The organism is Stenotrophomonas sp. 05L413 (genome assembly GCF_056397945.1).
This window is the reverse complement of sequence record NZ_JBFTOL010000007.1, coordinates 218,309-243,612: the sequence shown is the minus strand read 5'-3', so window position 1 is coordinate 243,612 and position 25,304 is coordinate 218,309. Positions and strand designations below refer to the sequence as shown.

28 protein-coding genes are annotated in these 25,304 nt (G+C 67.4%); 11 read left to right on the top strand and 17 right to left on the bottom strand.

Going from position 1 to position 25,304, the window contains the following annotated elements:
- Positions 1-87 precede the first annotated feature (87 nt).
- Complete coding sequence (locus AC1DIQ_RS16655; RefSeq protein WP_121043097.1) at positions 88-1,065, top strand: Lnb N-terminal periplasmic domain-containing protein; 978 nt, start codon at positions 88-90, stop codon at positions 1,063-1,065.
- The gene (locus AC1DIQ_RS16650) at positions 1,062-3,011 is read left to right on the top strand and encodes an esterase/lipase family protein (protein WP_121043099.1); all 1,950 of its coding nucleotides are present in this window, start codon (positions 1,062-1,064) and stop codon (positions 3,009-3,011) included. The genes AC1DIQ_RS16655 and AC1DIQ_RS16650 overlap by 4 nt, the downstream gene beginning before the upstream one ends.
- A gap of 25 nt (positions 3,012-3,036) precedes the next feature.
- Here AC1DIQ_RS16650 and AC1DIQ_RS16645 read toward each other — a convergent pair whose 3' ends face one another.
- Positions 3,037-4,410, bottom strand: a complete 1,374-nt coding sequence (locus tag AC1DIQ_RS16645; protein ID WP_121043101.1) for an MFS transporter — start codon at positions 4,408-4,410, stop codon at positions 3,037-3,039.
- 94 nt (positions 4,411-4,504) lie between these two features.
- Here AC1DIQ_RS16645 and soxR point away from each other — a divergent pair, with 94 nt between their 5' ends.
- On the top strand, positions 4,505-4,936 hold the full coding sequence (gene soxR / locus AC1DIQ_RS16640; protein WP_478050498.1) for a redox-sensitive transcriptional activator SoxR: 432 nt from the start codon (positions 4,505-4,507) through the stop codon (positions 4,934-4,936).
- A 25-nt stretch (positions 4,937-4,961) separates the two neighbouring features.
- Here the strand turns inward: soxR and AC1DIQ_RS16635 are convergent, their stop codons facing one another.
- The 3 genes from AC1DIQ_RS16635 to AC1DIQ_RS16625 are packed head-to-tail and all read right to left on the bottom strand — an operon-like array spanning position 4,962 to position 7,154.
- The gene (locus AC1DIQ_RS16635; protein WP_152153573.1) at positions 4,962-5,564 is read right to left on the bottom strand and encodes a short chain dehydrogenase; all 603 of its coding nucleotides are present in this window, start codon (positions 5,562-5,564) and stop codon (positions 4,962-4,964) included.
- A 60-nt stretch (positions 5,565-5,624) separates the two neighbouring features.
- A complete protein-coding gene (proC, locus tag AC1DIQ_RS16630) occupies positions 5,625-6,446 on the bottom strand; it encodes a pyrroline-5-carboxylate reductase (protein ID WP_478050434.1) in 822 nt (273 codons plus the stop codon).
- Between the two features lie 27 nt (positions 6,447-6,473).
- Positions 6,474-7,154: a YggS family pyridoxal phosphate-dependent enzyme gene (locus AC1DIQ_RS16625; RefSeq protein ID WP_478050433.1), complete on the bottom strand. Its 681-nt coding sequence runs from the start codon at positions 7,152-7,154 to the stop codon at positions 6,474-6,476.
- Between the two features lie 108 nt (positions 7,155-7,262).
- On the opposite strand from AC1DIQ_RS16625, the gene AC1DIQ_RS16620 reads away from it, so the two are divergent.
- From AC1DIQ_RS16620 to AC1DIQ_RS16605, 4 genes are all read left to right on the top strand, one after another.
- Positions 7,263-8,300, top strand: a complete 1,038-nt coding sequence (locus AC1DIQ_RS16620; protein ID WP_019185385.1) for a type IV pilus twitching motility protein PilT — start codon at positions 7,263-7,265, stop codon at positions 8,298-8,300.
- A 51-nt stretch (positions 8,301-8,351) separates the two neighbouring features.
- Positions 8,352-9,488, top strand: coding sequence for a PilT/PilU family type 4a pilus ATPase (locus AC1DIQ_RS16615; protein ID WP_121043108.1), 1,137 nt, complete (start codon positions 8,352-8,354; stop codon positions 9,486-9,488).
- Between the two features lie 113 nt (positions 9,489-9,601).
- On the top strand, positions 9,602-10,177 hold the full coding sequence (locus AC1DIQ_RS16610; RefSeq protein WP_478050432.1) for a hypothetical protein: 576 nt from the start codon (positions 9,602-9,604) through the stop codon (positions 10,175-10,177).
- Between the two features lie 132 nt (positions 10,178-10,309).
- The gene (locus AC1DIQ_RS16605; protein WP_478050431.1) at positions 10,310-11,293 is read left to right on the top strand and encodes an aldo/keto reductase; all 984 of its coding nucleotides are present in this window, start codon (positions 10,310-10,312) and stop codon (positions 11,291-11,293) included.
- An 88-nt stretch (positions 11,294-11,381) separates the two neighbouring features.
- Here the strand turns inward: AC1DIQ_RS16605 and AC1DIQ_RS16600 are convergent, their stop codons facing one another.
- Entirely contained in the window at positions 11,382-12,203 is an 822-nt protein-coding gene (locus tag AC1DIQ_RS16600; RefSeq protein WP_282264213.1) for an alpha/beta fold hydrolase, read from the bottom strand.
- 233 nt (positions 12,204-12,436) lie between these two features.
- Here AC1DIQ_RS16600 and AC1DIQ_RS16595 point away from each other — a divergent pair, with 233 nt between their 5' ends.
- Positions 12,437-13,144 (top strand): YitT family protein, encoded by a 708-nt coding sequence (locus tag AC1DIQ_RS16595; RefSeq protein WP_121043117.1) that lies wholly within the window; start codon positions 12,437-12,439, stop codon positions 13,142-13,144.
- A gap of 7 nt (positions 13,145-13,151) precedes the next feature.
- Here AC1DIQ_RS16595 and AC1DIQ_RS16590 read toward each other — a convergent pair whose 3' ends face one another.
- Both AC1DIQ_RS16590 and AC1DIQ_RS16585 read right to left on the bottom strand, forming a co-directional pair.
- The gene (locus tag AC1DIQ_RS16590; protein WP_461770538.1) at positions 13,152-14,291 is read right to left on the bottom strand and encodes a hypothetical protein; all 1,140 of its coding nucleotides are present in this window, start codon (positions 14,289-14,291) and stop codon (positions 13,152-13,154) included.
- Positions 14,288-14,824, bottom strand: a complete 537-nt coding sequence (locus AC1DIQ_RS16585) for a DNA-3-methyladenine glycosylase I (RefSeq protein ID WP_121043121.1) — start codon at positions 14,822-14,824, stop codon at positions 14,288-14,290. The genes AC1DIQ_RS16590 and AC1DIQ_RS16585 overlap by 4 nt, the downstream gene beginning before the upstream one ends.
- Before the next feature lie 109 nt (positions 14,825-14,933).
- Between AC1DIQ_RS16585 and AC1DIQ_RS16580 the strand changes: the two genes are divergently transcribed.
- From AC1DIQ_RS16580 to AC1DIQ_RS16570, 3 genes are read left to right on the top strand one after another with little or no spacing between them, the layout of a single operon-like run.
- Positions 14,934-15,500, top strand: coding sequence for a YqgE/AlgH family protein (locus AC1DIQ_RS16580; RefSeq protein ID WP_478050430.1), 567 nt, complete (start codon positions 14,934-14,936; stop codon positions 15,498-15,500).
- Positions 15,493-15,990, top strand: coding sequence for a Holliday junction resolvase RuvX (ruvX, locus tag AC1DIQ_RS16575; protein WP_121043125.1), 498 nt, complete (start codon positions 15,493-15,495; stop codon positions 15,988-15,990). Before AC1DIQ_RS16580 ends, ruvX begins: the two co-directional genes overlap by 8 nt.
- A 16-nt stretch (positions 15,991-16,006) precedes the next feature.
- The gene (locus AC1DIQ_RS16570) at positions 16,007-16,957 is read left to right on the top strand and encodes an aspartate carbamoyltransferase catalytic subunit (RefSeq protein WP_461770536.1); all 951 of its coding nucleotides are present in this window, start codon (positions 16,007-16,009) and stop codon (positions 16,955-16,957) included.
- Between the two features lie 73 nt (positions 16,958-17,030).
- Here the strand turns inward: AC1DIQ_RS16570 and AC1DIQ_RS16565 are convergent, their stop codons facing one another.
- From AC1DIQ_RS16565 to AC1DIQ_RS16520, 10 genes are all read right to left on the bottom strand, one after another.
- Positions 17,031-17,486 carry an REP-associated tyrosine transposase gene (locus AC1DIQ_RS16565; protein ID WP_121043130.1) on the bottom strand — a complete coding sequence of 152 codons (456 nt, stop codon included), beginning with the start codon at positions 17,484-17,486 and terminating at the stop codon, positions 17,031-17,033.
- Between the two features lie 329 nt (positions 17,487-17,815).
- Positions 17,816-18,616, bottom strand: coding sequence for a carboxylesterase family protein (locus tag AC1DIQ_RS16560; RefSeq protein ID WP_121043132.1), 801 nt, complete (start codon positions 18,614-18,616; stop codon positions 17,816-17,818).
- Between the two features lie 67 nt (positions 18,617-18,683).
- On the bottom strand, positions 18,684-18,950 hold the full coding sequence (locus tag AC1DIQ_RS16555; protein ID WP_152153549.1) for a hypothetical protein: 267 nt from the start codon (positions 18,948-18,950) through the stop codon (positions 18,684-18,686).
- Positions 18,951-18,963: 13 nt separating this feature from the next.
- Positions 18,964-20,325, bottom strand: coding sequence for a magnesium transporter (mgtE, locus tag AC1DIQ_RS16550; protein WP_088432828.1), 1,362 nt, complete (start codon positions 20,323-20,325; stop codon positions 18,964-18,966).
- Between the two features lie 129 nt (positions 20,326-20,454).
- Positions 20,455-22,176, bottom strand: coding sequence for a phosphoenolpyruvate--protein phosphotransferase (gene ptsP / locus AC1DIQ_RS16545; RefSeq protein WP_478050429.1), 1,722 nt, complete (start codon positions 22,174-22,176; stop codon positions 20,455-20,457).
- Positions 22,177-22,235: 59 nt separating this feature from the next.
- Positions 22,236-22,505 (bottom strand): HPr family phosphocarrier protein, encoded by a 270-nt coding sequence (locus AC1DIQ_RS16540; protein WP_088432826.1) that lies wholly within the window; start codon positions 22,503-22,505, stop codon positions 22,236-22,238.
- Positions 22,498-22,890, bottom strand: coding sequence for a PTS sugar transporter subunit IIA (locus AC1DIQ_RS16535; protein WP_019185401.1), 393 nt, complete (start codon positions 22,888-22,890; stop codon positions 22,498-22,500). Before AC1DIQ_RS16535 ends, AC1DIQ_RS16540 begins: the two co-directional genes overlap by 8 nt.
- A gap of 106 nt (positions 22,891-22,996) precedes the next feature.
- Positions 22,997-23,893, bottom strand: a complete 897-nt coding sequence (gene rapZ / locus AC1DIQ_RS16530; RefSeq protein WP_183073811.1) for an RNase adapter RapZ — start codon at positions 23,891-23,893, stop codon at positions 22,997-22,999.
- Positions 23,890-24,840 (bottom strand): HPr(Ser) kinase/phosphatase, encoded by a 951-nt coding sequence (gene hprK / locus AC1DIQ_RS16525; RefSeq protein WP_019185403.1) that lies wholly within the window; start codon positions 24,838-24,840, stop codon positions 23,890-23,892. Before hprK ends, rapZ begins: the two co-directional genes overlap by 4 nt.
- Positions 24,837-25,289, bottom strand: a complete 453-nt coding sequence (locus tag AC1DIQ_RS16520; protein ID WP_088432825.1) for a PTS sugar transporter subunit IIA — start codon at positions 25,287-25,289, stop codon at positions 24,837-24,839. The genes hprK and AC1DIQ_RS16520 overlap by 4 nt, the downstream gene beginning before the upstream one ends.
- Positions 25,290-25,304: the final 15 nt, after the last annotated feature.

Sequence of the window (25,304 nt, the reverse complement as noted above, 5' to 3'; positions counted from 1 at the left end):
CACACAGGGGTTATGGCTAACTAGCGCCCCGGACAGACGACGGATCGATGCGTGAAGAAGGCAGGACGATGGGGGCTGGCGCTGCTGATGCTGCTGGCGGCGCTGTGGATCACCGGTTTGCTGGCCTACCAGCTGCCGGGTCCGGGCTGGGTGCGGTATCTGCTGGTCGGGCTGTGGGTCGTGTTCGCCGTCACCGGGGCGATCGGGGTGGCGCGTGCGCGCGCCGGGCGCTGGCCGGGCGTGCTGTACGGCGTGGCGCTGGTGGTCTCGGGCATCTGGTGGCTGCTGCTCACCCCGCGCCAGGATCGCATCTGGGCCGATGATGTCGCCCAGCGGCTGAAGGTGGTCGAGGTGGATGGCCCGCGTGTGGTGCTCGACAACGTGCGTGATTTCACCTGGCGCAGCGAGACCGACTACGACGCGCGCTGGGTGCGCCGCGAGTACAACCTGGACCAGCTGCGCTCGGCCGACCTGATCCTGTCCTACTGGATGGGCCCCATGATCGCGCACACGCTGATCTCGTTCGGCTTCGACGACGGTCGCTACCTGGTGTTCTCGCTGGAGATCCGCAAGGAGCGCGGCGAGTCGTTCTCCGCGCTGGGCGGGTTCTTCCGCAAGTTCGAGATGACCCTGGTCGCCTCGGAGGAAACCGACATCGTGCGCACGCGCACCAATGCGCGGGGCGAAGATGTCTATCTGTACCGCCTGCACGGCATGACCCAGGAGCAGCTCAAGGCGCTGTTCGTGTCCTACCTCGGCGAGGCCCGCAGGCTCGATGCCGCGCCGGCGTTCTACAACACGCTGACCAGCAACTGCACGACCATTGTGTACGAACTGGCCAAGCAGATCGCACCGGGCCTGCCGATGGACTACCGGCTGCTGGCCTCGGGCTATTTCGCCGAGTACGCGCGCGATCTGGGGGTGCTCACGCCGGGGGTACCGTTCGAGACGCTGAAGGCACGCGGGCGGATTACCGACCGTGCGCGGGCGAGCAATGCAAACGATGATTTTTCACAGGTGATCCGCCGGGATGTTCCGGGGACAGGGCAGGGAAGCGTTCCATGAGATCCATTGTGAAACTGCTCGCGCACCGCGCGTTGCCGATGACGGCCGTGGTGCTCTCGCTGCTGCTCTCCAGCGGCTGTGCGATGGTCACCATGAAGCAGGTGGCCCCGACCGAGTACCTGGCCAACAAGCGTGGCGACGTGCTCACCTCGGGCAAGCTCAGCGCCGCCTCGCAGGAAACGCTGAGCGTGATCGGCATGGACGTGGCACAGTGCGAAAAGGATGTGACTGCCTGCCAGAAGACCCTCGCCGACACCGATGTCCTGCCCGAAGAGCAGCGCTTGTCGGCGCAGTCCGAGCTCTGGGTGAAGACCGCGCTCGCGCTGACCCCCAAGCCCAAGGACCGCGAGAAAACGCCGATGTCCGATGCCGCGCTGGATGCGTGGCTGGAAGCGGCGCGCTATGCCTATGCGTACCTGTTCTTCAGCGGGCGCACGCCTTCGGACCGCGCCTTCGAGGATCGCCAGACGCAGGTGCGCGATTACTACAACTACGCCGCCGAACAGACCGCCTCGGTGGTGTTCAAGCGCAGCCGCGAGAGTGCGCTGGAAGGCGAGGATTACAACGCCGCCGTGGCAGGGGAGCGCTGGACGCTGACCTCCGATTTCGATGAGCTGCGCATGCAGAGCATCCCGACCCGCATGGTGTCCGCCTCGGCGGTGAGTTTTGCCGGGCTGCGCAGCACCTATCGCCGCGACGGCTTCGGCGCCGAGCTGGTGGTGATCATGGACCCCCCCAAGCTGGTTGCACCGGCCGACGGCGGGAAGGCGGAGATTCCGCAGTACAGCGAGATGTCGGCGATCAACGCCACCGCCCTGCTGCGCTTCAAGGGCGACAATCTGCAGCAGGTGCTCGATACCACCCAGGTGCTGTTTGATGTGTACTCGCCCGAGTCCACCGAGAGCGTGGACCTGCACGGTGAGAAGGTACCGCTGGCGGGCAACTTCACCGCGGCCTACGGCTTGTGGCTGGCCCAGTCCGGCTTTGCCACGCAGTCGCTGCGCACGCTGTTCGGCATGAGCGAAGGCATCGGCGCGCCGCACATGTACCTGATGCAGCCGTGGGACCCCAACCGCCGCATCATCTTCATGCTGCACGGCCTGGGCAGCAGCCCGGAAGCCTGGGTCAACGTGGCCAACGAGATCATGGGCGATCCCGAGCTGCGCCGGCACTTCCAGGTCTGGCAGGTGTACTACCCGACCAACGCCCCGATCGCGCTGAACCGCTACGAGATCAACCAGGCCTTCAACAACACGCTCAAGCACTTCGACCCGACCGGCAGCACGCCGGCCGCCAAGGACATGGTGTTCATCGGCCACAGCATGGGCGGCGTGCTTGCACGCCTGCTGGTGACCTCCTCCGGCGATGTGCTGTGGAACGATCTGCTCGCCAACTACGATCTCAAGGGCGAGCGCCTGAAGCGCGTCGAAGCCAAGCTCGGTCCGCTGCTGCACTTCACCGCCGAGCCGAACGTGGAGCGGGTGATTTTCATCGCCGCGCCGCACAAGGGCACGGACATCGCGGGCAACCGGCTGGGGCGCCTGATCGGCCGGCTGGTGCGGTTGCCGATCACCATCCTGGGCAAGTTCGAGGATGTGTTCCTGACCCTGCAGGAATCCGAATCGGCCAACACCACCACGAAGCTGCAGGTGCCCAACAGCATCGACAACCTCAAGGCCAGCGATCCCTTCGTGAAGGCGGCTGGCGCACTGCCGATCACCCCGGGCCTGAAGTACCACTCGATCATCGCCCAGCGTAAACCGGACGTGCCGCTGCTGCAGTCCGACGATGGCCTGGTGCCGTACTGGAGCGCGCATCTGGAGGGGGCGGTATCGGAGAAGGTGATCCTCTCCGGGCACAGCGTGCAGGAGACCCCGCAGGCCGTGCTGGAGATCCGCCGCATCCTGCGTGAGGATCTGAAAGAGGTCGGCGACACGCATCCGTGAGGAGGCGCACGCCATGCCACCTCGCTCAGATCCGCCGCGCCACCGCCACGCTGAGCATCGCCAGCACCAGCATGATCGCGAAGGTCAGCAGGTAGCCCAGTGCTTCCCGGCCCTCCAGGAACAGCGCGAACAGCGAACCGGAGACGGCCAGCGTGGTCGCCACGCCCAAGGCCTCGCTGAGCTGCAGGGCGGAGGTGTTGGCGCCCTGGTGTGCCGGCGCTGACAGCGACAACGTGAGCACCGAGAGGCTGGGATAGATCAGCCCCATGCCCAGCCCGGTCAGCACCCAACCGACCATCGCCGACCACAGCGGCATGCCGGGCTGGATCGCCAGCGACGTGGCCAGAATGCCCACGCACATCAACAGCGCGCCGGACTGCAGCAACTGCCGGCGTGACCAGCCCCGCTGCTGGTGGCCCTGCAGCCACGAGCCGGCAAACCAACCCAACGCGCCCAGGCTCAAAGCCACGCCCGCCAACAGCGGGGTCAGGCCGCGTTCGCGCTGCAGCAGCAAGGGCAGGAACGCTTCGCAACCGAAGAACGCAGAGGCCGCGATCCCACGCAGCGCGATCACGCTGGGCAGGCCGCGGCGCAGGGTCAACGTGCCGGCAGGCAGGAGCTTCCAACTGCACAGTGCCAGCACGGCCAGGGCCGGCACCAGCAGCGCGGGCGCGAGCCATCCCTGCTGCTGGCCGCCGACATACAGCGCGAGCGCGCCGAGGGAGGCACCCACGGCCCAGGGCACCACGTTGCGGCCGGTGCTGCCCGCGGCCACCACGCCGACCTGGCGCAGGGCCGGGCGCAGCAGCAACGCCGCCGGAATGGCCAGCAGCGGCACGATCAGGAACACCCAGCGCCAGCCCAGGTGCTGCACGATCAGGCCGCTGATGCTGGGGCCGATCAGCGAAGGCACCACCCAACCGGCGGAGAATGCGGCGAACACGCGCGGCCGCATCGGCTCGGGGAACGAGCGCCCGACCAGCACATACAGCGCCACGGAAATCGCGCCGGCCCCCAGCCCCTGCATCAGGCGCCCAAGCACCAGCACCGGCATGTGCTGGGCGAAGCCGGCGACCAGCAGGCCGGCGATGAAGCACGCCAGGCCCAGCCACAGCGGGCGCGCCGGGCCCTGCTGGTCGCTCCAGCGCCCGGACAGCGTCATCCCGATCACGCTGGTGGCCAGGGTGCCGCCGAACGCCAGCGCGTACAGCCGCAGCCCGTCCAGATCATGGGCCACCGTGGGCATCGCTGCGGCCACGGCCAACGCCTCGAAGCCATGCAGCGAGACCAGCGCGACCATGCCGATCGTGGTCGCCCGGTACGCCGGCGACAGGATCGAGGGGATCGGCGTGTCCTCCACCGGAGCGGTGGCGGGCGGAGAGGAAACTTCAGCGGACATGCGGGTTCCAGACATCGGGAGGAGGGCCAGGCTTGCAGTGCACCCCCAGCGGCGCGCAGGATGCCACCTGAACCATGGTTGAGGTCAAGCAGTGATCGCGAAGGAACTGAGTGTAGGCGAGGTCGCCAAACGGAGCGGGGTGGCCGTATCGGCGTTGCATTTCTATGAGCGCAAGGGTTTGATCCGCAGCCTGCGCACCGCCGGCAACCAGCGCCGCTTCGCCCGCGATGTGCTGCGCCGGCTGGCGGTGATCCGGGTGGCGCAGCGGGTCGGCATGCCGTTGGAAGCGGTGGCGACCGCGTTCGCGGCGCTGCCGGAGAACAAGACGCCGACCAAGGCCGAATGGGCGAAGATGTCGGCGCTGTGGCGCAGTGAGCTGGACCAGCGTATCGAGCAGTTGCTGCTGCTGCGCGACCAGCTCACCGACTGCATCGGCTGCGGCTGCCTGTCGTTGAAGCGCTGCCGCCTGACCAACCCCGGCGATGCGCTCGGCGATCAGGGCGATGGCCCCCGCCGCTGGGAGTAGTGCCGGCCGCTGGCCGGCGTCGGCCTCACCAGACAGTGAATACCTGCCCGCTCTGGATCCCTTCCACGCTGCGCTGGTAGGCCAGCGATGCGCGCTGCGCGGTCACCGGTTCAAAGCCCGGGAAGTACGCGCCGTAGTCATCCATCGATTCGGCCAGCACATTCGGGCTCACGGCATTGATGCGCAGCCCCCGCGGCAGCAGCTCGCAGGCGGCGGCGCGCACGAAACCTTCCAGCGCGGCATTGGCCGCCGTGGCGTTTGCGCCATCGCGGATCGGCTGGGCGCTGATGATGCCGCTGGTCAGGGTGATCGAGCCGCCGGTGTTCAGGTGATGCTGGGCGGCCAGGCTCAGCCGCACCTGGCCAAGCAGCTTGTCCTGCAGCCCCAGGTTGAAGTCGGCCGGCCGCATCTGGGCCAGCGGACCGAAGTGGACCCGGCCGGTGGTCGCGATCACGGCATCGACCGTGCCTACTTTCGCGAACAGCGCCTGCACGCTGGCATCGTCGGTCAGATCGACCTGCACATCGCCGCCGTGGCGGCCGGCGCGGATCAGTTCATGGTGGACGCCAAGCGTGCTGGCGACCGCCTGGCCCAAGGTGCCGCTGGCACCGACAAGCAGGATCTTCATGTGCATGTCTCCCGTAAACGTAGGGGGTAGCGCCACGCCATGCGTGGCTGCGCTTGGTCGTCAATCATTCGCCGCCGACAATGCCTGCCCGCGCGTCGTCGCCGCGTCGATCGCGCGCGCGACCATGGCTTCAAAGCCGTCGGCCTGGAAACGCTCGATCGCGGCCTGGGTGGTGCCATTCGGCGAGGTCACGCGGCGACGCAGTTCGGCCGGGGCTTCGCCGGATTCATCGAGCATGCGCGAGGCACCGAGCAGCGTCTGCACCACCAGCGTGCGGGCCGCGTCGGCGGGCAGGCCCTGGGCGATACCGGCCGCTTCCATCGCTTCGGCCAGCAGGAACACGTAGGCCGGGCCACTGCCGGAGACGGCGGTGACGGCGTCCATGCGCGCTTCGTCATCGATCCACACGGTGCGGCCGGCGCTGGCCAGCACGGTGTCGGCCTGCGCGCGCTGCGCGGCGCTGACCGTGGCGGTGGCGAACAGTCCGGTGACACCGGCGCCGAGCAGGGCGGGCGTGTTGGGCATCGCGCGGACCACCGCCATGCCACCGCCCAGCCAACGGTCCAGCTGGCCGCTGGTGATGCCCGCGGCGATGGAGACCACCAGCGGTTGCTTGCCTTGGGCGATACCGGTCAGCGAGGCGCAGACATCACGCAGCACCTGCGGTTTGACTGCCAGCACCCAGACCGTGCCCTGCGCGGCGGCCTCGCTCGCGCTGGCATAGGTCTTGACGCCGAATTCGGCGGTCAGCTGCTCACGCAGTTCGGTCACCGGCTCGGCGACATGGAGGCTGGCCGGGGCCACGCCCTGGCGGACCAGGCCGGCGATCAGGCTGCGGGCCATGTTGCCGCCGCCGATGAAGGTGATGGGGGACGTGCTCATGAACTCTCCTTGGAACGGGCGGGGCGCTCAGGCCGGTCGCGGGCGGGCGCCGAACAGCGCGGTGCCGATGCGGACCAGGGTGGCGCCGTGGGCGATGGCCTCAGGGTAATCGCTGCTCATGCCCATCGACAGCGTATCCACGTGCGGATGCGCTGCGGCCAGTGTGGCGAACAGCGCGGCCATGCGGGTGAAGGCGGCCTGGCGACGCTCGGCGTCCGGCCAGGGCGCGGGGATCGCCATCAGCCCGCGCAGGCGCAGCTGCGGCGCCGCGGCGATGGCGGCGGCGAGGGTATCGATGTCTTCCGGCGCGCAGCCGTGCTTGCTGTCCTCGTCATCGATGTTGACCTGGATCAGCACGTTCAGCGGCGGCCGGCCGGGTAGGCGGTGCGTGGCCAGCGCGGTGACCAGCTTGGGCCGGTCCACGCTCTGCACCCAGTCGAAATGGCGGGCAGCCAGCTCGGCCTTGTTGGACTGCAGGTGCCCGATCAGGTGCCATTCCAGGCCCAGCGCCGCCAAGGCCTCGATCTTGGTCAGCGCCTCCTGCACGTAGTTCTCCCCGAAGGCGCGCTGGCCCTGCGCGGCCAGGGCCTGCACGGCCTCGGCCGGCTGCGTCTTGGAGACCGCCAGCAGGACCGGATCTGGCCGCCCGGCGGCCACCGCCGCGTTGTGCAGGTTCGTCAGGATGGCAGGCAGGGTCTGGATGGTCACGGCGGGTCCGGTGGATCAGGGGCTGGAGCGTATTGTGCACATCTCGCTCTATACTGCCGCCCGGGGAAAGAACCTTCCAGTCGCAGCAGTCATGGGGAGTAGCAGCGCATGGATATCGCCGAACTATTGGCGTTTTCTGTAAAGAACAAAGCGTCGGATCTTCATCTGTCGGCCGGCCTGCCGCCGATGATCCGCGTTGACGGCGATGTCCGTCGCATCAATATTCCGGCCCTGGACCACAAGCAGGTCCACGCGCTGGTGTACGACATCATGTCGGACAAGCAGCGCCGCGATTACGAAGAATTCCTCGAGGTCGATTTCTCGTTCGAGATTCCCTCGCTGGCGCGCTTCCGAGTCAATGCCTTCAACCAGAACCGCGGCGCGGGTGCGGTGTTCCGTACCATTCCCTCCGAGGTGCTCACGCTGGAAGACCTGGCCTGCCCGCCGATCTTCCGTGAGCTGATCGATCAGCCGCAGGGCCTGATCCTGGTCACCGGCCCGACCGGTTCGGGCAAGTCGACCACGCTGGCGGCGATGATCGACCACATCAACAAGAACGAATACGGCCACATCCTCACCGTCGAGGATCCGATCGAATTCGTGCACACCTCGCAGAAGTGCCTGATCAACCAGCGCGAAGTGCATCGCGACACGCACGGCTTCAACGAAGCGCTGCGTTCGGCCCTGCGCGAAGACCCGGACATCATCCTGGTCGGCGAACTGCGCGATCTGGAAACCATCCGGCTGGCATTGACCGCCGCCGAAACCGGCCATCTGGTGTTCGGCACGCTGCACACCAGCTCGGCCGCCAAGACCATCGACCGCATCATCGACGTGTTCCCCGCCGGCGAAAAGCCGATGGTGCGCTCGATGCTGTCCGAGTCGCTGCGCGCGGTGATCTCGCAGGCGCTGCTGAAAAAGGTGGGGGGGGGGCGTACGGCCGCCTGGGAAATCATGGTGGGCACCCCGGCCATCCGCAACCTGATCCGCGAGGACAAGGTCGCGCAGATGTACTCGGCGATCCAGACCGGCCAGCAGATGGGCATGATGACCCTGGACCAGCACCTGCAGGATCTGGTCAAGCGCAGCCTGATCACCCGCAACCAGGCGCGCGAGTACGCCAAGGACAAGCGGATTTTCGAATAGTGGTAGTGCCGGCCGCTGGCCGGCTCCTGAAAACCTTCGGAGTACACCGCGATGAGCACCACCACCATCGACTTCACCTCGTTCCTCAAGCTGATGGCGCACCAGAAGGCGTCGGACCTGTTCATCACCGCGGGCATGCCCCCGGCGATCAAGGTCAACGGCAAGATCTCGCCGATCACCCAGACACCGTTGACGCCGCAGCAGAGCCGCGACCTGGTGTTGAACGTGATGACGCCGGCGCAGCGCGAAGAGTTTGAAAAGACCCACGAATGCAATTTCGCCATCGGCCTGTCCGGTGTCGGCCGCTTCCGCGTGAGCTGCTTCTACCAGCGCAACCAGGTCGGCATGGTGCTGCGCCGGATCGAGACGCGCATTCCCACCGTGGAAGAGCTCAGCCTGCCGCCGATCATCAAGACGCTGGCGATGACCAAGCGCGGCATCATCCTGTTCGTCGGCGCGACCGGTACCGGTAAATCGACCTCGCTGGCGGCGATGATCGGCTACCGCAACCACAACTCGACCGGGCACATCATCACCATCGAAGACCCGATCGAATTCGTTCACAAGCACGAGGGCTGCATCATCACCCAGCGCGAAGTGGGCATCGATACCGACAGCTGGGAAGCGGCGCTGAAGAACACCCTGCGCCAGGCGCCGGACGTGATCATGATCGGCGAGGTGCGCACCCGCGAGGGCATGGACCACGCCATCGCCTTCGCTGAAACCGGCCACCTGGTGCTGTGCACGCTGCATGCCAACAACGCCAACCAGGCGATGGATCGCATCATCAACTTCTTTCCGGAGGACCGCCGCAACCAGTTGCTGATGGATCTCTCGCTGAACCTCAAGGGCGTGGTCGCCCAGCAGCTGATTCCCTCGCCGGATGGCAAATCGCGCAAGGTCGCGATGGAGATCATGCTCGGCACGCCGCTGGTGCAGGATTACATCCGCGACGGCGAGATCCACAAGCTCAAGGAAGTCATGAAGGACTCGGTGCAGCTTGGGATGCGGACCTTCGATCAGAGCCTGTTCGAGCTGTACCAGGCCGGCGAAATCAGTTACGAAGACGCACTGCGCTACGCCGATTCGCAGAACGAAGTGCGCCTGCGCATCAAGCTCTCGCAGGGTGGCGATGCACGCACGCTGTCGCAGGGCCTGGACGGGGTGGAGATTTCGGAAGTCCGCTGACACAGGGGGCTTCAACAGGCGGCGCGACGCTGCGATAGTCGCGCCGTCCCGGGCAACCGGGCTGCAGGGGGCGCCGGCACCTCGCCGGTATCAACGCATCAGGTGATGGGCATATGGACATGCACGATCCGTATCGCGCGCCGGCGACCGCGCCGACGGCTTCTCCCGTACTGCCGGCGGCGACCTTTGCCGCCACCGATGTCGCACCGTATTACTCGCCACCCACGCTGAAGATCGCGGCGTTGTCGCTGACCACGCTGGGCATCTATCCGGTGTACTGGTTCTGGCGCAACTGGCGGGCGATCAAACGTGAAACCGGCGGCGATCAGTGGCCGTGGGCGCGTGCGTTGTTCTCGCCGCTCTGGTCGTTCCTGTGTTTCAGCGATCTGCGCAACGCCGCCAGCAATCATCGTCGCCCGCTGGCGTTCGCACCGGGGCTGCTCGGTGTCGCCTACTTTCTGCTCAATTTCTCCAGCCGCTTTCCCAACGCCCTGTGGCTGTTCGCATTGTTCAGCTTCGTTCCGCTGCTGCCGGTCAACAGCCTGCTGCGCCGCTACCACCACGACGAGGGCATGGACATGCGGGCGTATGACCGCTTCGGTGTGTGGCACATCCTGGTGGTTATCTTCGGCGGGCTCCTCCTGCTGATCGCATTGGTCGGCACCTTCGTGCAGGGCGCCACACGGTAGGCCTCGGCGTATCGGTGAGCATTGATGAGCCACGCTCATCACCGACAGCACTGCGCGGCATCCAATCTTCGCCGCCGACAGGGCTATCGTGGCTGTCCCCATGATGCCGGTCCCACCGGCAGGAGTACCCCCATGCAGACACGTGAACTCGGCCGCAGCGGCCTGCGGGTTTCGGCCCTCGGCCTGGGCTGCATGGGGTTGAGCTACGGCTATGGCCCGGCCACCGACCGCACCGAGGCGATCGCGCTGCTGCGCGCCGCCGTCGAGCAGGGCGTGACCTTCTTCGATACGGCCGAAGCCTACGGACCCTTCTTGAACGAGGAACTGCTCGGCGAGGCGCTGGCCCCGTTCCGCGACCAACTGGTGATCGCCACCAAGTTCGGCTTCAAGGATGGCCATGCCGACGCCGGCCTGGACAGTCGCCCCGCGCGTATCCGCGCGGTGGCCGAGGCCAGCTTGGTGCGCCTGAAGACCGACCGCATCGACCTGTTCTACCAGCACCGGGTGGACCCGAACGTGCCGATCGAGGACGTGGCCGGCACGGTCAAGGACCTCATCGCCGAAGGCAAGGTGAAGCACTTCGGGCTGTCCGAGGCCGGTGCCGATACCGTCCGCCGCGCGCACGCGGTGCAGCCGGTGGCCGCCCTGCAGAGCGAGTACTCGCTGTGGTGGCGCGAACCGGAGCAGAGTGTGCTGCCGGTACTGGAGGAACTGGGCATTGGCTTTGTGCCGTTCAGTCCGCTCGGCAAGGGCTTCCTGACCGGCGCGATCAACGCCGACACCGCGTTCGCCGCCGACGACTTCCGCAACAGCGTGCCGCGGTTTGCGGCCCAAGCGCGCCAGGCCAATCAGGCGTTGGTGGATCGCATCACCGCAATCGCCGCCGACAAGGGCGCGACGCCGGCCCAGATCGCCTTGGCCTGGTTGCTGGCGCGCAAGCCGTGGATCGTGCCGATTCCCGGCACGACCAAGCTGCACCGCCTGAAGGAAAACCTGGGCGCGGCGGCCGTGGTGTTGAGCGATGCGGAGCTGCAGCAGATCGGTGCGGCGCTGGACAGTGTCGCCATCGTCGGCGATCGCTACAGCGCCGAGCGGCAGAAGCTGGTCGCGCGCTGAGCGGGGCGGTGGTAGCGCACGACCCACGGTCGTGCGCTACCGGTGCAACGCATCCCGGGTAGGTGCCGACCGTGGGTCGGCACACGCCTCACCCGCGAATGAAGGCCAACAGATCCGCATTGATCACGTCCGCGTGCGTCGTGCACATGCCGTGCGGAAAGCCTTTGTAGACCTTCAACGTACCGTGCTTGAGGAGCTTGATCGCCAGCTCCGCTGAATCCGCGATCGGCACGATCTGATCGTCATCGCCATGCAGGATCAGCACTGGCACGTCGATCTTTTTCAGGTCGTCGGTGAAGTCGGTTTCCGAGAAGGCTTTGATGCAATCGTAGTGCGCGTTGATCGCGCCCATCATGCCTTGCCGCCACCAGTTGTCGACGATGCCCTGCTGCGGCGGCGTGCCCTCGCGGTTGAAGCCGTAGAACGGAATCGGCACGTCGCGGTAGAACGCCGCACGGCCCGCGGCCAGTGCCTGGCGGAAGCCATCGAAGACCTCCTTCGGCGTGCCGCCCGGGTTGGCCTCGCTCTTGACCATGATCGGCGGCACCGCACCGATCAGCACGGCCTTGGCGACGCGCCCGGGCTTGGCCTGCGCCACATAGTGCGCGACTTCGCCACCCCCGGTGGAATGGCCGATGTGGATCGCATCGCGCAGGTCCAGATGATCGGCCAGCGCGTTGACGTCGGCGGCGTAGGTGTCCATCTCATGCCCGCCGCTGGTCTGCGAGGAGCGGCCATGGCCGCGGCGGTCGTGCGCGATCACGCGATAGCCCTGAAGCAGGAAGAACTGCAGCTGGGTGTCCCAGTCATCGGCGCTGAGCGGCCAGCCGTGATGGAACACGAGGGGCTGACCCTTGCCCCAGTCTTTGTAGAAGATCTCGGTCTTGTCGGCGGTGGTGACGTAGGGCATGGCACGGAACTCCTGGGGGGAGGGATGGGCGGTGCGGGTGCTACCCGTGCATGCTGCGTCGACAGGGTGTTCAGCCGGCATGAAAGGTGGCCGTGCGTTCGCGTCTTGCCGGGCACAGACAGCCCAAGGCCACGAGGCGGGGGCGTGAAGAACAGTCCGCTGAATCAATCTCCCCAGCAACTGTCACGCCGATCGTGTCTAATACCGCTCCCCACGTCACACCCCCCACCCCCATGTCCCTTGATTCCCATGGCCCCGCGCCGTGCGACGACGCTGACGGCCACCTGGTCACCGCAGGCCCGCTGACCCCGCCTCCGGACAGTGCCGGCACCGTGGCCGATCAGAAGGCGCTGCGCCATTCGGTGGCCGAGGACGTGCAAGGCATGGTCCTGGCGACCCTGGTGGCCTCGCTCGGCCTGGCGATCTTCGCCAAGGGCGGGCTGATGATCGGCGGCATGGCCGGGCTGGCCTTCCTGGCCCACTACACCTTCGGCTGGAACTTCGGCCTGGTGTTCGTCCTGGTCAACCTGCCGTTCTACTGGGTGGCCGTGCGCCGCATGGGCTGGGAATTCACCCTGAAGACCTTCGCGGCGGTCACCGCCTGCGGCGTGCTGACCGACCTGCTGCCGCGCTGGGCCGATTTCGCCCACATGAGCTCGCTGTACTCGGCGATCGTGGGCGGGGCGCTGGCCGGCTTGGGCATCCTGTTCTACATCCGCCACCGGGCCAGCCTGGGCGGCATCGGCATCCTGGCGGTGTACCTGCAGCGCACCCGCGGCTGGAGCGCCGGCAAGGTACAGATGTCGTTCGACACGCTGCTGATGTGCGTGGCGTTCTCGGTGCTGTCCCCATCCAAGGTGATGTACTCGGCGATCGGTGCGGTGGTGCTCAGCCTGGTGCTGATGTTCAACCACCGCCCGGGCCGCTACATGGGCGTCTGACGCCCGGTCATTCCCCCTGCGGCGGCACCGGCACGACGGTGACGCCGGAGACCCAGCGGCGGCTGCGCAGGTCCAGCGTGGCCACCTGCTCGCCAGGGCCGCGGTACAACCACAGCTGGCAGCACAGCGCATGGTCGCCGGCATAGCTGCTGCGCAGGGCAATGAGCGTGGCGCTGTAGCACTGCTTCCCCGAGCGGATCACGGTGTCAGCGGCAGTATCGAAGGTGTAGCTGCCGGCGCCGCGCCACGGCCAGATCTCGGCCTCGCCCGGATCGGTGCCGGGGGGCACCGGGCAACGCGCCTGCGCGTCGCCAAAGTGCGCCACGCCGTCGCCATCGAGGGTCAGCGCGGCCAGCAGGCGCTCAATGTGCTTGAGCAGGCGCCGGTCGGCCGCGATCGCCGTGGCGTACGCGTCCAGCGGTTCGCCGTCGACATGTATCACCGGATCGGCCAGCCGATGCTCGCGGCCATAGCGCACCTTCAACTGCACCGTGGGGCTGCGCTCGCGCGGGTCGGCGGACAACGGCCGGTTCAGCAGCAGGGTATCGCCGTAGTAGTCGCCATCGCGGTAGGCGATGTAGCTGACCCCGTCGATGCGCAGCCAGTACAGCCCCTGATCGCTGCCACGCCCGCTGAGGCCGTATTGGCCCTGCGCCCAGGGGCGCTGCGGATCCAGGGAGGTCGGCACCACGAAGCCGTGTTGTGGATCCCGCCGCAGCATGTCCACCTGCGTGTACAGACCGGTGCCGCCGCTGTAGGCGCTCTGCACCAGGTCACGCTGGCCGTCGCCATCCAGATCGAGCAGGGAGAGCGACAGCTCGCCCATCTCCACCGGCACGGTGTGCTGGGCATCCGTCTCGCGCAGGTAGCGGGTCACCGCGTCCCACTCCGCCGGGGTGACGTTGGCCGGGCGCACCAGCGCGGGCAGCGGCGCATCGCTGTCGCCGGCCACCGGAATCTGCAGGTCGATCCCCGTCTCGTCGCGGTAGCGGGCCAGCACGGTATCGATCGGGGCCGGATCATCGGCGGGCACTGCGGCGATCTCCGCGCGCAGGCGCTCCAGCACGCCGTCCAGATCGCTTGCTGCAGCCAGCGGGGGCAGGCTCAGGGCAGCGAGCAGCGCAGCCCGCACGACGGGGTGCGTCACTTCCGGCGCCAGGCCGGCTTGAGCGTGTCGATGCGCTTGAACACCGGGCAGTCCGGGCGGTGCGCGCCGGGCAGGTAGCCCAGGCTCATGAGGAACTCGCCGGTGATCTCCCCGCCGGTAAAGCGGAAGGTCTTCTTGAACAGCTTCACCCAGCCGGCCTTGTCCAGCGGATGGTGGGCATCCAGCCAGCCGGCGAAACTGCCGTGGCTGGCCCGCAGCTGCTGGATCACCTGGGCGTTGTGGACCGCCGCGTGCACCTTGAGCCGGTTGCGGATGATGCGGGCGTCGTTGAGCAGGCGCTCGATGTCGCGCTCGCCATAGGCGGCCACCGTGTCCACGTCGAAACCGTCATAGGCGGCGCGGAAGCCCTCACGCTTCTTCAGGATCGTTTCCCAGCTCAGCCCGGCCTGGTTGATCTCCAGGATCAGGCGCTCGAACAGCTCGCGCTCCTCGCGCTGCGGGAAGCCGTATTCGTGGTCGTGGTAGTGGCCGTGGACCGGATGGCCGGGGGCGATGAGGCAGTAACCGGACACGTGCAGCTCCTTGCGATGGCGGATCAGGCATGCGGGCCGGGGCACGCGCGCAGGCCTGCATTATGTCAGCGCGAAAGCGCACATCACGGCCAGCGGCTAGAATGGGGCCATGTCTGAACTGTCCACTTCGCTTGCCCACCACCTGCTGGTCGCGCTGCCGTCGCTGACCGACCCCACCTTTGCCCGTACCGTGGCGCTGATCTGCCAGCACGACGAGAACGGCGCCATGGGCGTGCTGGTCAACCAGCCCTCCGAGTACACCCTCGGCGAGGTGCTGGCCCAGATGGAGATCACCACCACCAGCGACACGCTGCCTGGCCAGATCGTGCTCAACGGCGGCCCGGTGCATCCCGAGCGCGGCTTCGTGATCCATGACGATGCGCGCAGCTGGGATTCCAGCCTGGCCGTGGGCGAGGGCGTGTTCCTCACCACCTCGCGCGACATCCTTGAAGCCATGGCCCGTGGCGAGGGCCCGCGCAACGCGCTGGTCACCCTGGGCTGCGCCGGCTGGAGCGAGGGGCAGCTGGAATCCGAGCTGGCCGAGAACAGCTGGCTGGCCGTGCCGGCCGATGCCGAGTTGTTGTTCAGCACCCCGTTCGAACAGCGTTGGCAGGGTGCGGCGGCACGTATCGGCGTGGACCTGTTCCGCCTCACCGATTACAGCGGCCATGTCTGAGCCGGCCACGCCAGCGCCCGCCGCGCCCGCGCCGCCGACCATCCGCCGTGATGGCACGGTGCTCGGCTTCGACGTCGGTTCGCGCCGCATCGGCGTGGCCATCGGCAGTTCGTTCGGCACCCATGCGCGTGCGATCGCGGTGGTCGATGTCCACGGCAACGGCCCGGACTGGACCGCGGTGGAGCGCCTGATCAAAGAGTGGCGGCCGGACGGCCTGGTGGTTGGCGATCCGCTGACCCTGGACGGCCAGGACCAGCCCAACCGCAAGCGTGCGCAGGGCTTTGCCCGCCAGCTGCGGGAACGATTCAAACTGCCGGTGGTGCTGGTCGACGAGCGTTCCAGCTCGGTCGAGGCGGCACGCCGGTTCGCGGTCGAGCGCGCCGAAGGCCGCAAACGCCGCCGCGATGCCGCTGCACTCGATGCAGTGGCCGCGGCGGTGATCATCGAACGCTGGCTCTCCTGCCCGGATGACGCCACCCCCGTTTCCTGACCCTCAGACCCTGCCCATGACCGCCTCGCAACTCGATTCCGATGGACGCCTGCGCCACCTGCTGACCCTGGAAGGTCTGCCCCGCGAAACCCTGCTGCAGCTGCTCGACCGCGCCGGCCAGATCCGCGATGCGGCCGTTGGCCGGGTCGGCAACAAGCGTCACGTGCTCGGTGGTTCGGCGGTCTGCACGCTGTTCTTCGAACCGTCCACGCGCACCCGCAGCTCATTCCAGCTGGCCGCGCAGCGGCTGGGCGCGGACGTGCTGAACTTCGACGCCTCCACCTCGTCCACGCGCAAGGGCGAGACCGCCTGCGACACGCTGAAGAACCTGGAGGCGATGGGTGTGCGCGGTTTCGTGGTGCGGCATCCCGATGATGGCGCGGTGGCGGCGCTGGCCGCGGCGGCAGGCGAGGGCACCGCCCTGGTCAACGCCGGTGATGGCCGCAGTTCGCATCCCACCCAGGGCCTGCTGGACATGCTGACCCTGCGCCAGGCCAAGGGCAGTGATTTCTCGAAGATGAAGGTGATCATCGTCGGCGACGTGAAGCACTCGCGCGTGGCCCGCACCGACCTGCATGCCTTGCGCACGCTGGGCGTCGGCGAGATCCGCGTGTGCGGCCCGCAGTCGCTGCTGCCGGATGATGACACCCTCAAGGGCTGCATCGTTGGTCAGGATTTCGACGCCATGCTGGAAGGCGTCGACGCGCTGATGATGCTGCGCCTGCAGCGCGAGCGCATGGAGGAAGGCCTGGTGCCCTCGCTGGAGCAGTACCACGCGCAGTACGGCCTGGATGCCGCGCGCTTGAAGCGTGCCGGCACCGATGCCGCCGTGTTGCACCCGGGCCCGATCAACCGCGGCGTGGAAGTCACCGACGAAGTGGCCGATGGCCCGCAGTCGTGGGTGCTGCGCCAGGTCGCCAACGGCGTCGCCGTGCGCATGGCGGTGCTGGAGACGTTGTTGGGATAAGACGTCTCGGCCCACGGTAGGCATCGACCGTTGGTCGATGCGCATGAGTTGCGGAGCCGGCCAGCGGCCGGCACTACCGGTCATGAGGCCATAGGGTCCATGCGTACGGGTAGTCTCCGATCTGCTCTGAAAGCCCTGCACGGATCGGATTGCCGAGGATGTAAAGGGCATGCCGATGCAGCGACTCGTCGCAACGCACGGCGTGATCGTGGTAACCGGCTTGCCAGAACGAACCACCACGACCCAGCGATCGATTGATCGCCAACGCAGTCGATGATTTCAAGCGTCGAGCGATATCGGCAAGTGGCTTAGCTTCCAGTTCCACCAACCAGTGCAGATGGTCGGGCATGACGACCCAGGCAAGGGATCGTGCATATCCACGTTCGTCCATTTCCTTCAGGCCGAACATCGCGATCGCGGAAACGTCGGGATCATCAAACCAACGCCGACGGTTGTGGCAGACCATCGTAAGGACGTAGGTCTGCCCTGGAATCGAACAGCGCCCTGCGCGTAGCCGAGAAGAACTCATGGTGCATCGTCATTGATTCCGCAGGCCCGCGGTGTCGGGCAAGGCCGCAAGCGCTTATCGCGGAATACCACGAGAGCGTAGTGCCGGCCGCTGGCCGGCTCTGCATGACCCACAACGTGACGGGGTAGTGCCGGCCGCTGGCCGGCTCCACGGAGCGTCTGCGATCACGAACAGCATGGCGCGATGACGGAATGTTGCAGAGCCGGCCAGCGGCCGGCACTACCTGAAGCTGCGAGGATTTCTGCAGAGCCGGCCAGCGGCCGGCACTACTTGACGCTGTCAGAATTTCTGCGGAGCCGGCCAGCGGCCGGCACTACCGAAAATGCCCATCATCGCTTCTGCGCGAACAGCCACGCCCACATCGCCGCATCGGCATAGGTGGCGTCCCAGGCGTTGTGGTTTCCTTCGGGGTACTCGGTGTAACGCACATCCTTCGCGCCGGCCTGCTGGAACGCGGCGTGCAGCTTGCGGTCGTCGTCCGGCGGCACCACGTCGTCCAGCGCGCCATGGAACATCCAGATCGGGACGTCGCGCAGGCGCTGGGCAATGGCGGCGTACGGATCGGCCTCGTGGGCGACATCCTCGACGAACAGGGTGGGGCGCACCGCGCGCGGGGCCAGCACCGCGCCGCACACCGGCACGATCGCGGCGAAGCGCTGTGGCGCGTCCAGCGCGATGTTCCAGCTGCCGTAGCCGCCCATCGACATGCCGGTCAGGTACTGCCGCCGCGGATCAGCGCCGAATTCGGCGATGGCGGCATCCAGTGCGGCCAGCGCGATGCGGTTGTTCTCGCCCGACCATTCCTGGTCATCCGGCGTCTGCGGCAGCACGACCAGCGCGGGGAAGGTGGCGGCGTGCTGGCGCAGGTACGGCCCCAGCCCGGCCTGGGTCTGGCGGCGGCCGTCTCGGCCACGCTCACCGGAGCCATGCAGGAACAGCACCACCGGCAGTTCGCCGCGTGAGGCGGCGGCGTTGCGCGGCACGAATACCTGGTAATACGCGGTCTGCCCATCCACTTTCACCGCACGGCCGACGAACTGGCCACCGGAGCCAGCCGGGGTGCTCGCACAGCCGGCCACCGTCATCATCGCCACCGCCCACAGCAGCCATCCACCCCAACGTCGTGCCATTGTCGTGCCCTGATTGAAATCGTTTTCAGTCTAGGCCCGGTGGTGCGCCCGAGCATCTTGCAGTGCATCAGTGCGGGCGCGGTGCCGCGGCGAGGATGTCCAGCTGTTCGATCGCCTCGGGGTGACCGTCGGCGGCGGCCGCCTGCACCTGCGCCAGGCTGGGGTGGACCACCAGCAGGATCGGGTTCTCGCACTGCGGGCAGTCGAACTGGGCTTCGTCTTCGTGCAGTTCCATCGGCATCTGCCGCGCGCTGCCCTGCCATTCGCAGGCGGCGCAGGTATAGGTCGCGTCGCGCCAGCCGGGCTGGAAGTAGTTGTCGAGGGTCAGGGCCATGCGGGGTCCAGGGTCAATGCAGCAGGATCAGGCTGGCCAGGCCGAGGAAGCTGAAGAAGCCCATGACGTCGGTGACGGCGGTGACCACCACGGTACCGGCCACGGCCGGATCCACGTTCATGCGCTTGAGCAGCAGCGGCAGCAGGACGCCGGCCAGGGCCGCGGCGCAGAAGTTGATGATCAGCGCCATCGTGATCACCAGCGAGAGCAGGAAGCTGTGGAACCAGAGGTAGGCGATGATGCCGACCACGGTGCCGATCAGGGTGCCGTTGATCAGCGCGACCCGCGATTCCTTCCACAGCAGGATGCGTGCGTTGCTCTGGCCGACCTGGCCCAGCGCGATGCCACGCACCATCAGGGTCAGCACCTGCACGGCGGCATTGCCGCCCACGCCGGCCACGATCGGCATCAGCACGGCCAGCGCCACCACTTTCTGCAGGGTCAGCTCGAACTGGCCGATCACGCTGGCCGCCAGGAACGCAGTGCACAGGTTGATGCCCAGCCAGACCACGCGGCCGCGCACGGCGCGCTTGATCGGCGAGAACAGATCTTCTTCTTCGTCCAGGCCGGCGGCGCCCAGCGCCTGGTGCTCGGCCTGCGACCGGATGATGTCGACCACGTCATCGATGGTGATGCGGCCGAGCAGGATGTTGTTGTCGTCCACCACCGGGGCAGAGACCCAGTCATGATCGGAGAACTGGCGCGCGACTTCATCGGCGCTCTCGCCGACATCGATCGCCGGCTGCTCGTCATCGATCAGGCGGTTGATCGGGGTGTTGTCTTCGTGCGTCACCAACGCGGCCAGCGACAGGCGGCCCAGGTACTGATGGCGGCGGCTGACCACGAACAGGTGATCGGTGTGGTCGGGCAGTTCGCCGCGCAGGCGCAGGTAGCGCAGCACCACATCGACATTGACGTCGGCGCGCACGGTCACCACGTCCGGGTTCATCAGGCGGCCGGCGCTGTCCTCGGGATACGACAGCACCTGCTCGAGCCGCTCGCGGTTCTCGCGGTCCATCGACTTGAGCACTTCATCGATGACCGTGTCCGGCAGGTCTTCGACCAGATCGGCAAGGTCATCGATGTCCAGGTCTTCGACCGCGGCGATGATCTCGTCCGGGTCCATGTCGGCCAGCAGGCTTTCGCGCACTTCCTCGCCGACGTGGACCAGCACCTCGCCGTCGTCTTCCGGATCGACCAGGCCCCAGACAATCTCGCGCTTGCCCGGGGGCAGCGATTCGAGCAGGTTGCCGATTTCCGCCGGCGCCAGGGTGTTGACCAATCGACGGACCGGACCCAACCGCCCGCTGTCCAGTGCATCGGACAACAGCCGCAGCTGGCGCGCCGTCTTGTCGTGGCGTACGGCTTCGGCCATGCGCAGCTCCTGCGGAAAAAGAAAAGGCCGCTATCCGGTAGAGGATGCGGCATGGGCGGTGGTCACCGCGTCATTATCGCGCGCTTACATGTCAATCCGGTAGGCCATCACCGTAGGCGATGGCAACCGTCATGCCGTCGCCAGGCTCGCCTTCTCGATCCAGCGTTCGATACCGCGGCGGTCGCGTGCCTGCAGCAGCTTGGGTGCCATTGCCTGCAGCACCGACAGATCGCTCTCGCGCACCGCGCGGCGCACTTCCAGCAGGGTGCCCGGGTGCAGGCTGAATTCCGTCAGGCCCAGGGCCAGCAGCAGGCGGGTCATCAACGGGTCGCCGGCGATCTCGCCGCAGACCGCCACCGGAATGTTGTACGCCTGGCCGGTGCGCAGGATGTGCGCGAGCAGGCGCACTACCGCCGGGTGCAGCGGCGAGTACAGCTCGCCGACCGCCTCGTTGTTGCGGTCGGCGGCGAGCAGGTACTGGACCAGATCGTTGGTGCCGATCGAGAGGAAGTCGACCAGATCGATGAAGCTTTCCAGCGCGATCGCCGCGGCCGGTACTTCGATCATCGCGCCGAACGGGATGTGCTCGGCCACCTCGTGGCCTTCCGCGCGCAGCAGCTCGGCCTGCCTGGCCAGGCGCCGGCGGACCGCAAGGATTTCCTCGCGGGTGCTCACCATCGGGATCAGGATGCGCAGCTTGCCGTAGGCCGAGGCGCGCAGGATTGCGCGCAGCTGGGTGTCGGCCACCTTCGGCCGCGCCAGCGACAGGCGCACGCCACGCAGGCCCAGCGCCGGGTTTTCTTCGTTGCTCAGGGTCAGCCCGGTGCGGTCGGCCTTGTCCGCGCCCAGATCCAGGGTGCGGATGGTGACCGGCCGCCCGCTCATGCCGAGGGCGGCATCGCGGTAGGTTTCGAACTGCTCCTGCTCGTCCGGCAGCTCGTTGCGCTGCAGGAACAGGAATTCGGTGCGGTACAGGCCCAGCCCGTGCGCGCCCAGCGCATGCGCCTGGGTGACGTCTTCGCTGGACTCGGCATTGGCGAGCAGGGCGATATCGACGTTGTCGCGGGTGCGGCTGGGTTTGGTGCGCAGGCGCCCGAGTTCGCGCTGCTCGCGCGCGTGCTCGCGCAGGCGCACGCGGTAGTCACGCAGGTCCTGTGCGTGGGGGTTGATGGTGACCGTGCCATCGCTGCCGTCCATGATCAGTACGTCGCCGTCGGCCACCTTCTGCAGCACGTTGGGGACGTTGACGATCAACGGCAGGTGCAGGCTGCGCGCCAGGATCGCGCTGTGGGAAAGCGCGCTGCCCCCGGCGGTGACGATGCCGACCACGCCGTGGGCCTGCAGCTGGGCCAGCTCGGAGGGGGCGATGTTGTCGCAGATCAGGATCTCGCCGGCCATGCCTTTGACGTCCGGCGGGCGCTTCTGCAGGAACGCATGGATGCGCCCGATCACATGGTCCAGATCGTCCATGCGGCTCTTCAGGTAGGCATCGTCCATGCCATCGAAGACCTTGGCCAGCCGATCGCGCTGCACGCGCAAGGCGTAGCCGGCGCTGTAGGGGCCACTGCGGATCAGTTCGTCCAGGCCGAACAGCAGCTCGGGGTCATCCAGCAGCAGGGCATGCAGATCGAGGAATTCGCCGACCTCCTGGTTGAGCGCGCCATGCAGGCGCTGGCGCAGCTCGTGCATTTCGCCACGGGCCGCTTCCACGGCCACGTGCAGGCGCTCCAGCTCGGCCTCGATCTTGGCCGGCGCAATGCGCTGCTCGGCCACTTCCAGGGCATGCGGCAGGCGCACCCGGGCACGGCCGAGGGCGTTACCGCGCGAGGCACCGTGGCCGGACAACAGCATCGCCCCGGACGCGGTCCGGGCCGGTGCGGAGGATCCCGATCGCGGCTGCCCCCCCATGCTCAGTTGTCCTCGTCGAAACGCCGTTCGAACAGGGCGACCACCGCGTCCATCGCGGCGGCTTCGTCTTCGCCCTCGATGCGCACGGTGACCGGGGTGCCCTGGCCGGCGGCCAGCAGCATGACGCCCATGATGCTCTTGGCATTGATCTCACGGCCTTTGGCGGCCATGGTCACGTTGCAGCGGAAGGGCGCCAGCTCCTGCACCAGCTTGGCAGTGGCGCGGGCATGCAGGCCCAGGCGGTTGGAAACAGTGAGTTCACGTTCAAGCATCGTCGACAATCGCTCCATTGCGAGTGCCTGCCGCGGCTGTGGCAGGCAGTTGATCCAGTCCCTGTTCCGGATAATTCATCACTCGCATCAACATCGGCAGGCTCAGCGCCGAAACCCGGCGTGCCGGGGTGCCCAGACGAGCCAGTTGCCCGGCCAGATTGCTGGGGCTGGCGCCGTACAGGTCGGTCAGGATCAGCACGCCCTGGCCACTGTCCACCCGGCGCAAAGCGGCCGAGGCGAGCGGGAGCAGGACGTCCATATCTGCGTCGAACGGTACTTCGAAAGCTTCGGTCTTCAGCGGCAGGTGCCGCAGCAGACGGGTCGCCACGTCCAGCAGGGCCGTGCCGACACCGGGATGAGTTACGAGGAGAATGCCACAGGTCATTCCCGAACGTTAACAGGTCAACATGAATTGGCGATAGCACGCGTGAAAGACTGCTGTGTTCCGCGGTTCAGCGTGTCGATGCCGGCCGCCGCCGGCAGTGCCGTTTTCAGTCCAGTTCGCGGTGGAAAGTGGCCACTTCCGGCCAGCCCTGGTCACGGGCATGGCGGGCCATGCGCTCGGCCATGTACACCGAGCGGTGCTTGCCGCCGGTGCAGCCGAAGGCGACGGTCACATAGCTGCGGGTGTCATTGCCCAGCCGCGGCAGCCAGGTATCCAGGAAATCGACCAGCTGGCCGGCGTAGCGCTGCACATCGGGCTGTTCGTCCAGGTGCTCGCGCACGCCGGCATCGCGGCCGGACAGCGGGCGCAGCTCCGGGTCCCAATGCGGATTGGGCAGCACGCGCACGTCGAACACGAAGTCCGCTTCGGCCGGCACGCCGCGCTTGTAGGCGAACGATTCGAACAGCAGCGAGAGCTTGTTGCCGTGGGCCAGCGCGAACTCGGTCACCACCTTGCGGCGCAGCTGGTGCACGTTGAGGTGGCTGGTGTCGATCACCGCATCGGCGGCGGCGCGCAGCGGCGCGGTGAGTTCGCGCTCGCGGGCGATCGCTTCGGGCAGCGACAACCCGAGCTGGCTCAGCGGATGCCGGCGGCGGGTGTCGGCGTAGCGCTTGAGCAGGGTTTCATCGGTGGCATCGAAGAACAGCAGCTGCGCATCCAGGCCGGCCGCCTTGGCATCTTCGCGCCAGTGCGAGAGCTGGGTCAGGTCACTCTGCGCGCGCACGTCGATGCCGACCGCCAGCCGGCGCGGCGCCTCGCGGCCCGGATCACCGAGCAGGCTGCGCACGAAATCGGGCAGCAGGTCGATCGGCAGGTTGTCCGAGCAGTAGTAATCGAGGTCTTCGAAGGTCTTCAGCGCGACCGTCTTGCCGGACCCGGACAGGCCACTGACGATGATCAGGGTGGCGGCGGTCGGGGCGGAGGCGGGGGCGGGTGTGGTCATGGCGTGCGGCGTTCCAACATATTGCTGTGGCGGGCGATGAACATCGCGGCCGGGTCGATGCCCTTGGTCCGCAGGATGTGCAGGCGCGTGGCGGCTTCGGTCAGCACGGCCAGGTTGCGGCCGGGCATCACCGGCAGGGTGATCAGCGGCACATCCAGGTCCAGCACGTGGCGGGTACCCGAGTCGCCGGTCAGGCGTTCATAGCCGTAGGGGGTGGGTTCGGTCATCGGCTTGGTCAGGTGGACGATCAGCCGAAGGTACTTGTTCTTCTTTACCGCCGTGTCACCGAACATCTCGCGCACGTTGAGCACGCCCAGGCCGCGGACTTCCAGCAGGTCCTGCAGCAGCTCCGGACAGGTGCCGTCGAGCACGTCCGGGGCGATCTGGGTGAACTCGGGGGCATCGTCGGCGACCAGGCGGTGGCCACGGCTGAGCAGCTCCAGCGCCAGCTCGCTCTTGCCCGAGCCGGCTTCCCCGGTGATCAGCACGCCGATGGAATAGATCTCCATGAATACGCCATGCAGGATCACCCGCGGCGCCAGCGTGCGCGCCAGGTGGTAGGACAGGTGGTTGAGCAGTTCGTGGCCGCGTTTGGGTGAAATCCACAGCGGGGTCTGCGATTCGTCCGCGGCGGCGCGCAGGTCTTCCGGGCAGGACTGGTTGCGGGTGATCACCAGCGCCAGCGGATGGGACTGCATGATCCGCTCGATGGTCTCCCAGCGCTGGCGTGAGTCCAGCGAGTCCAGCCAGGACAGTTCCTCCGTCCCCAGGATCTGCACTTTGTTGGGGTAGATCGCGTTGAGGTAGCCGGCCAGCGAGGGGCGGCGAGAGACCTTGTTGCCGGCCTCCAGCTCACGGCGCTCGCCCTGCTGGCCGGCGACCCAGCGCAGGCTCAGGCGGTCACGCTGCTGTTCGAACAGTTCGCGCGCGGTGATGCTGGTATTCATGCGGCACTCGCCGGCGGGGGGAATTCGATGACCCGACGCAACGCGTCGCCGTCGCGCGCTTCGCGCAGCGCCTGGCGGATGGCCGGCTCGGAGAACAGCTCGGCCAGCTCGGAGAGCAGCATCAGGTGTTGATGGGTGTAGTGCGCAGGGACGGCAATCGCGAAAACCAGGTCGACCGGTTCATCGCCGCCGAATTCCACCGGCGATTCCAGCCGCAGCAGGGCGCCGCGGGGGCGTTCAAGCAGGGGAGCACGACCGTGTGGAATGGCGATGCCGTGGCCGATGGCGGTGCTGCCCAGCGTCTCGCGCTGGCACAGGTTCTGGTACAGCAGCTCGGCGTTGGCTTCGCGGCAGGCCAGCAGACGGGCTGCGGCCTTCAGCACGCTGTCGCGATCGGCGGCCGGCAGCACTTGCGTGCGGACGGCCGCCAGAAGATCAGTCAGAGGCATGTCGGGGTGGAAACG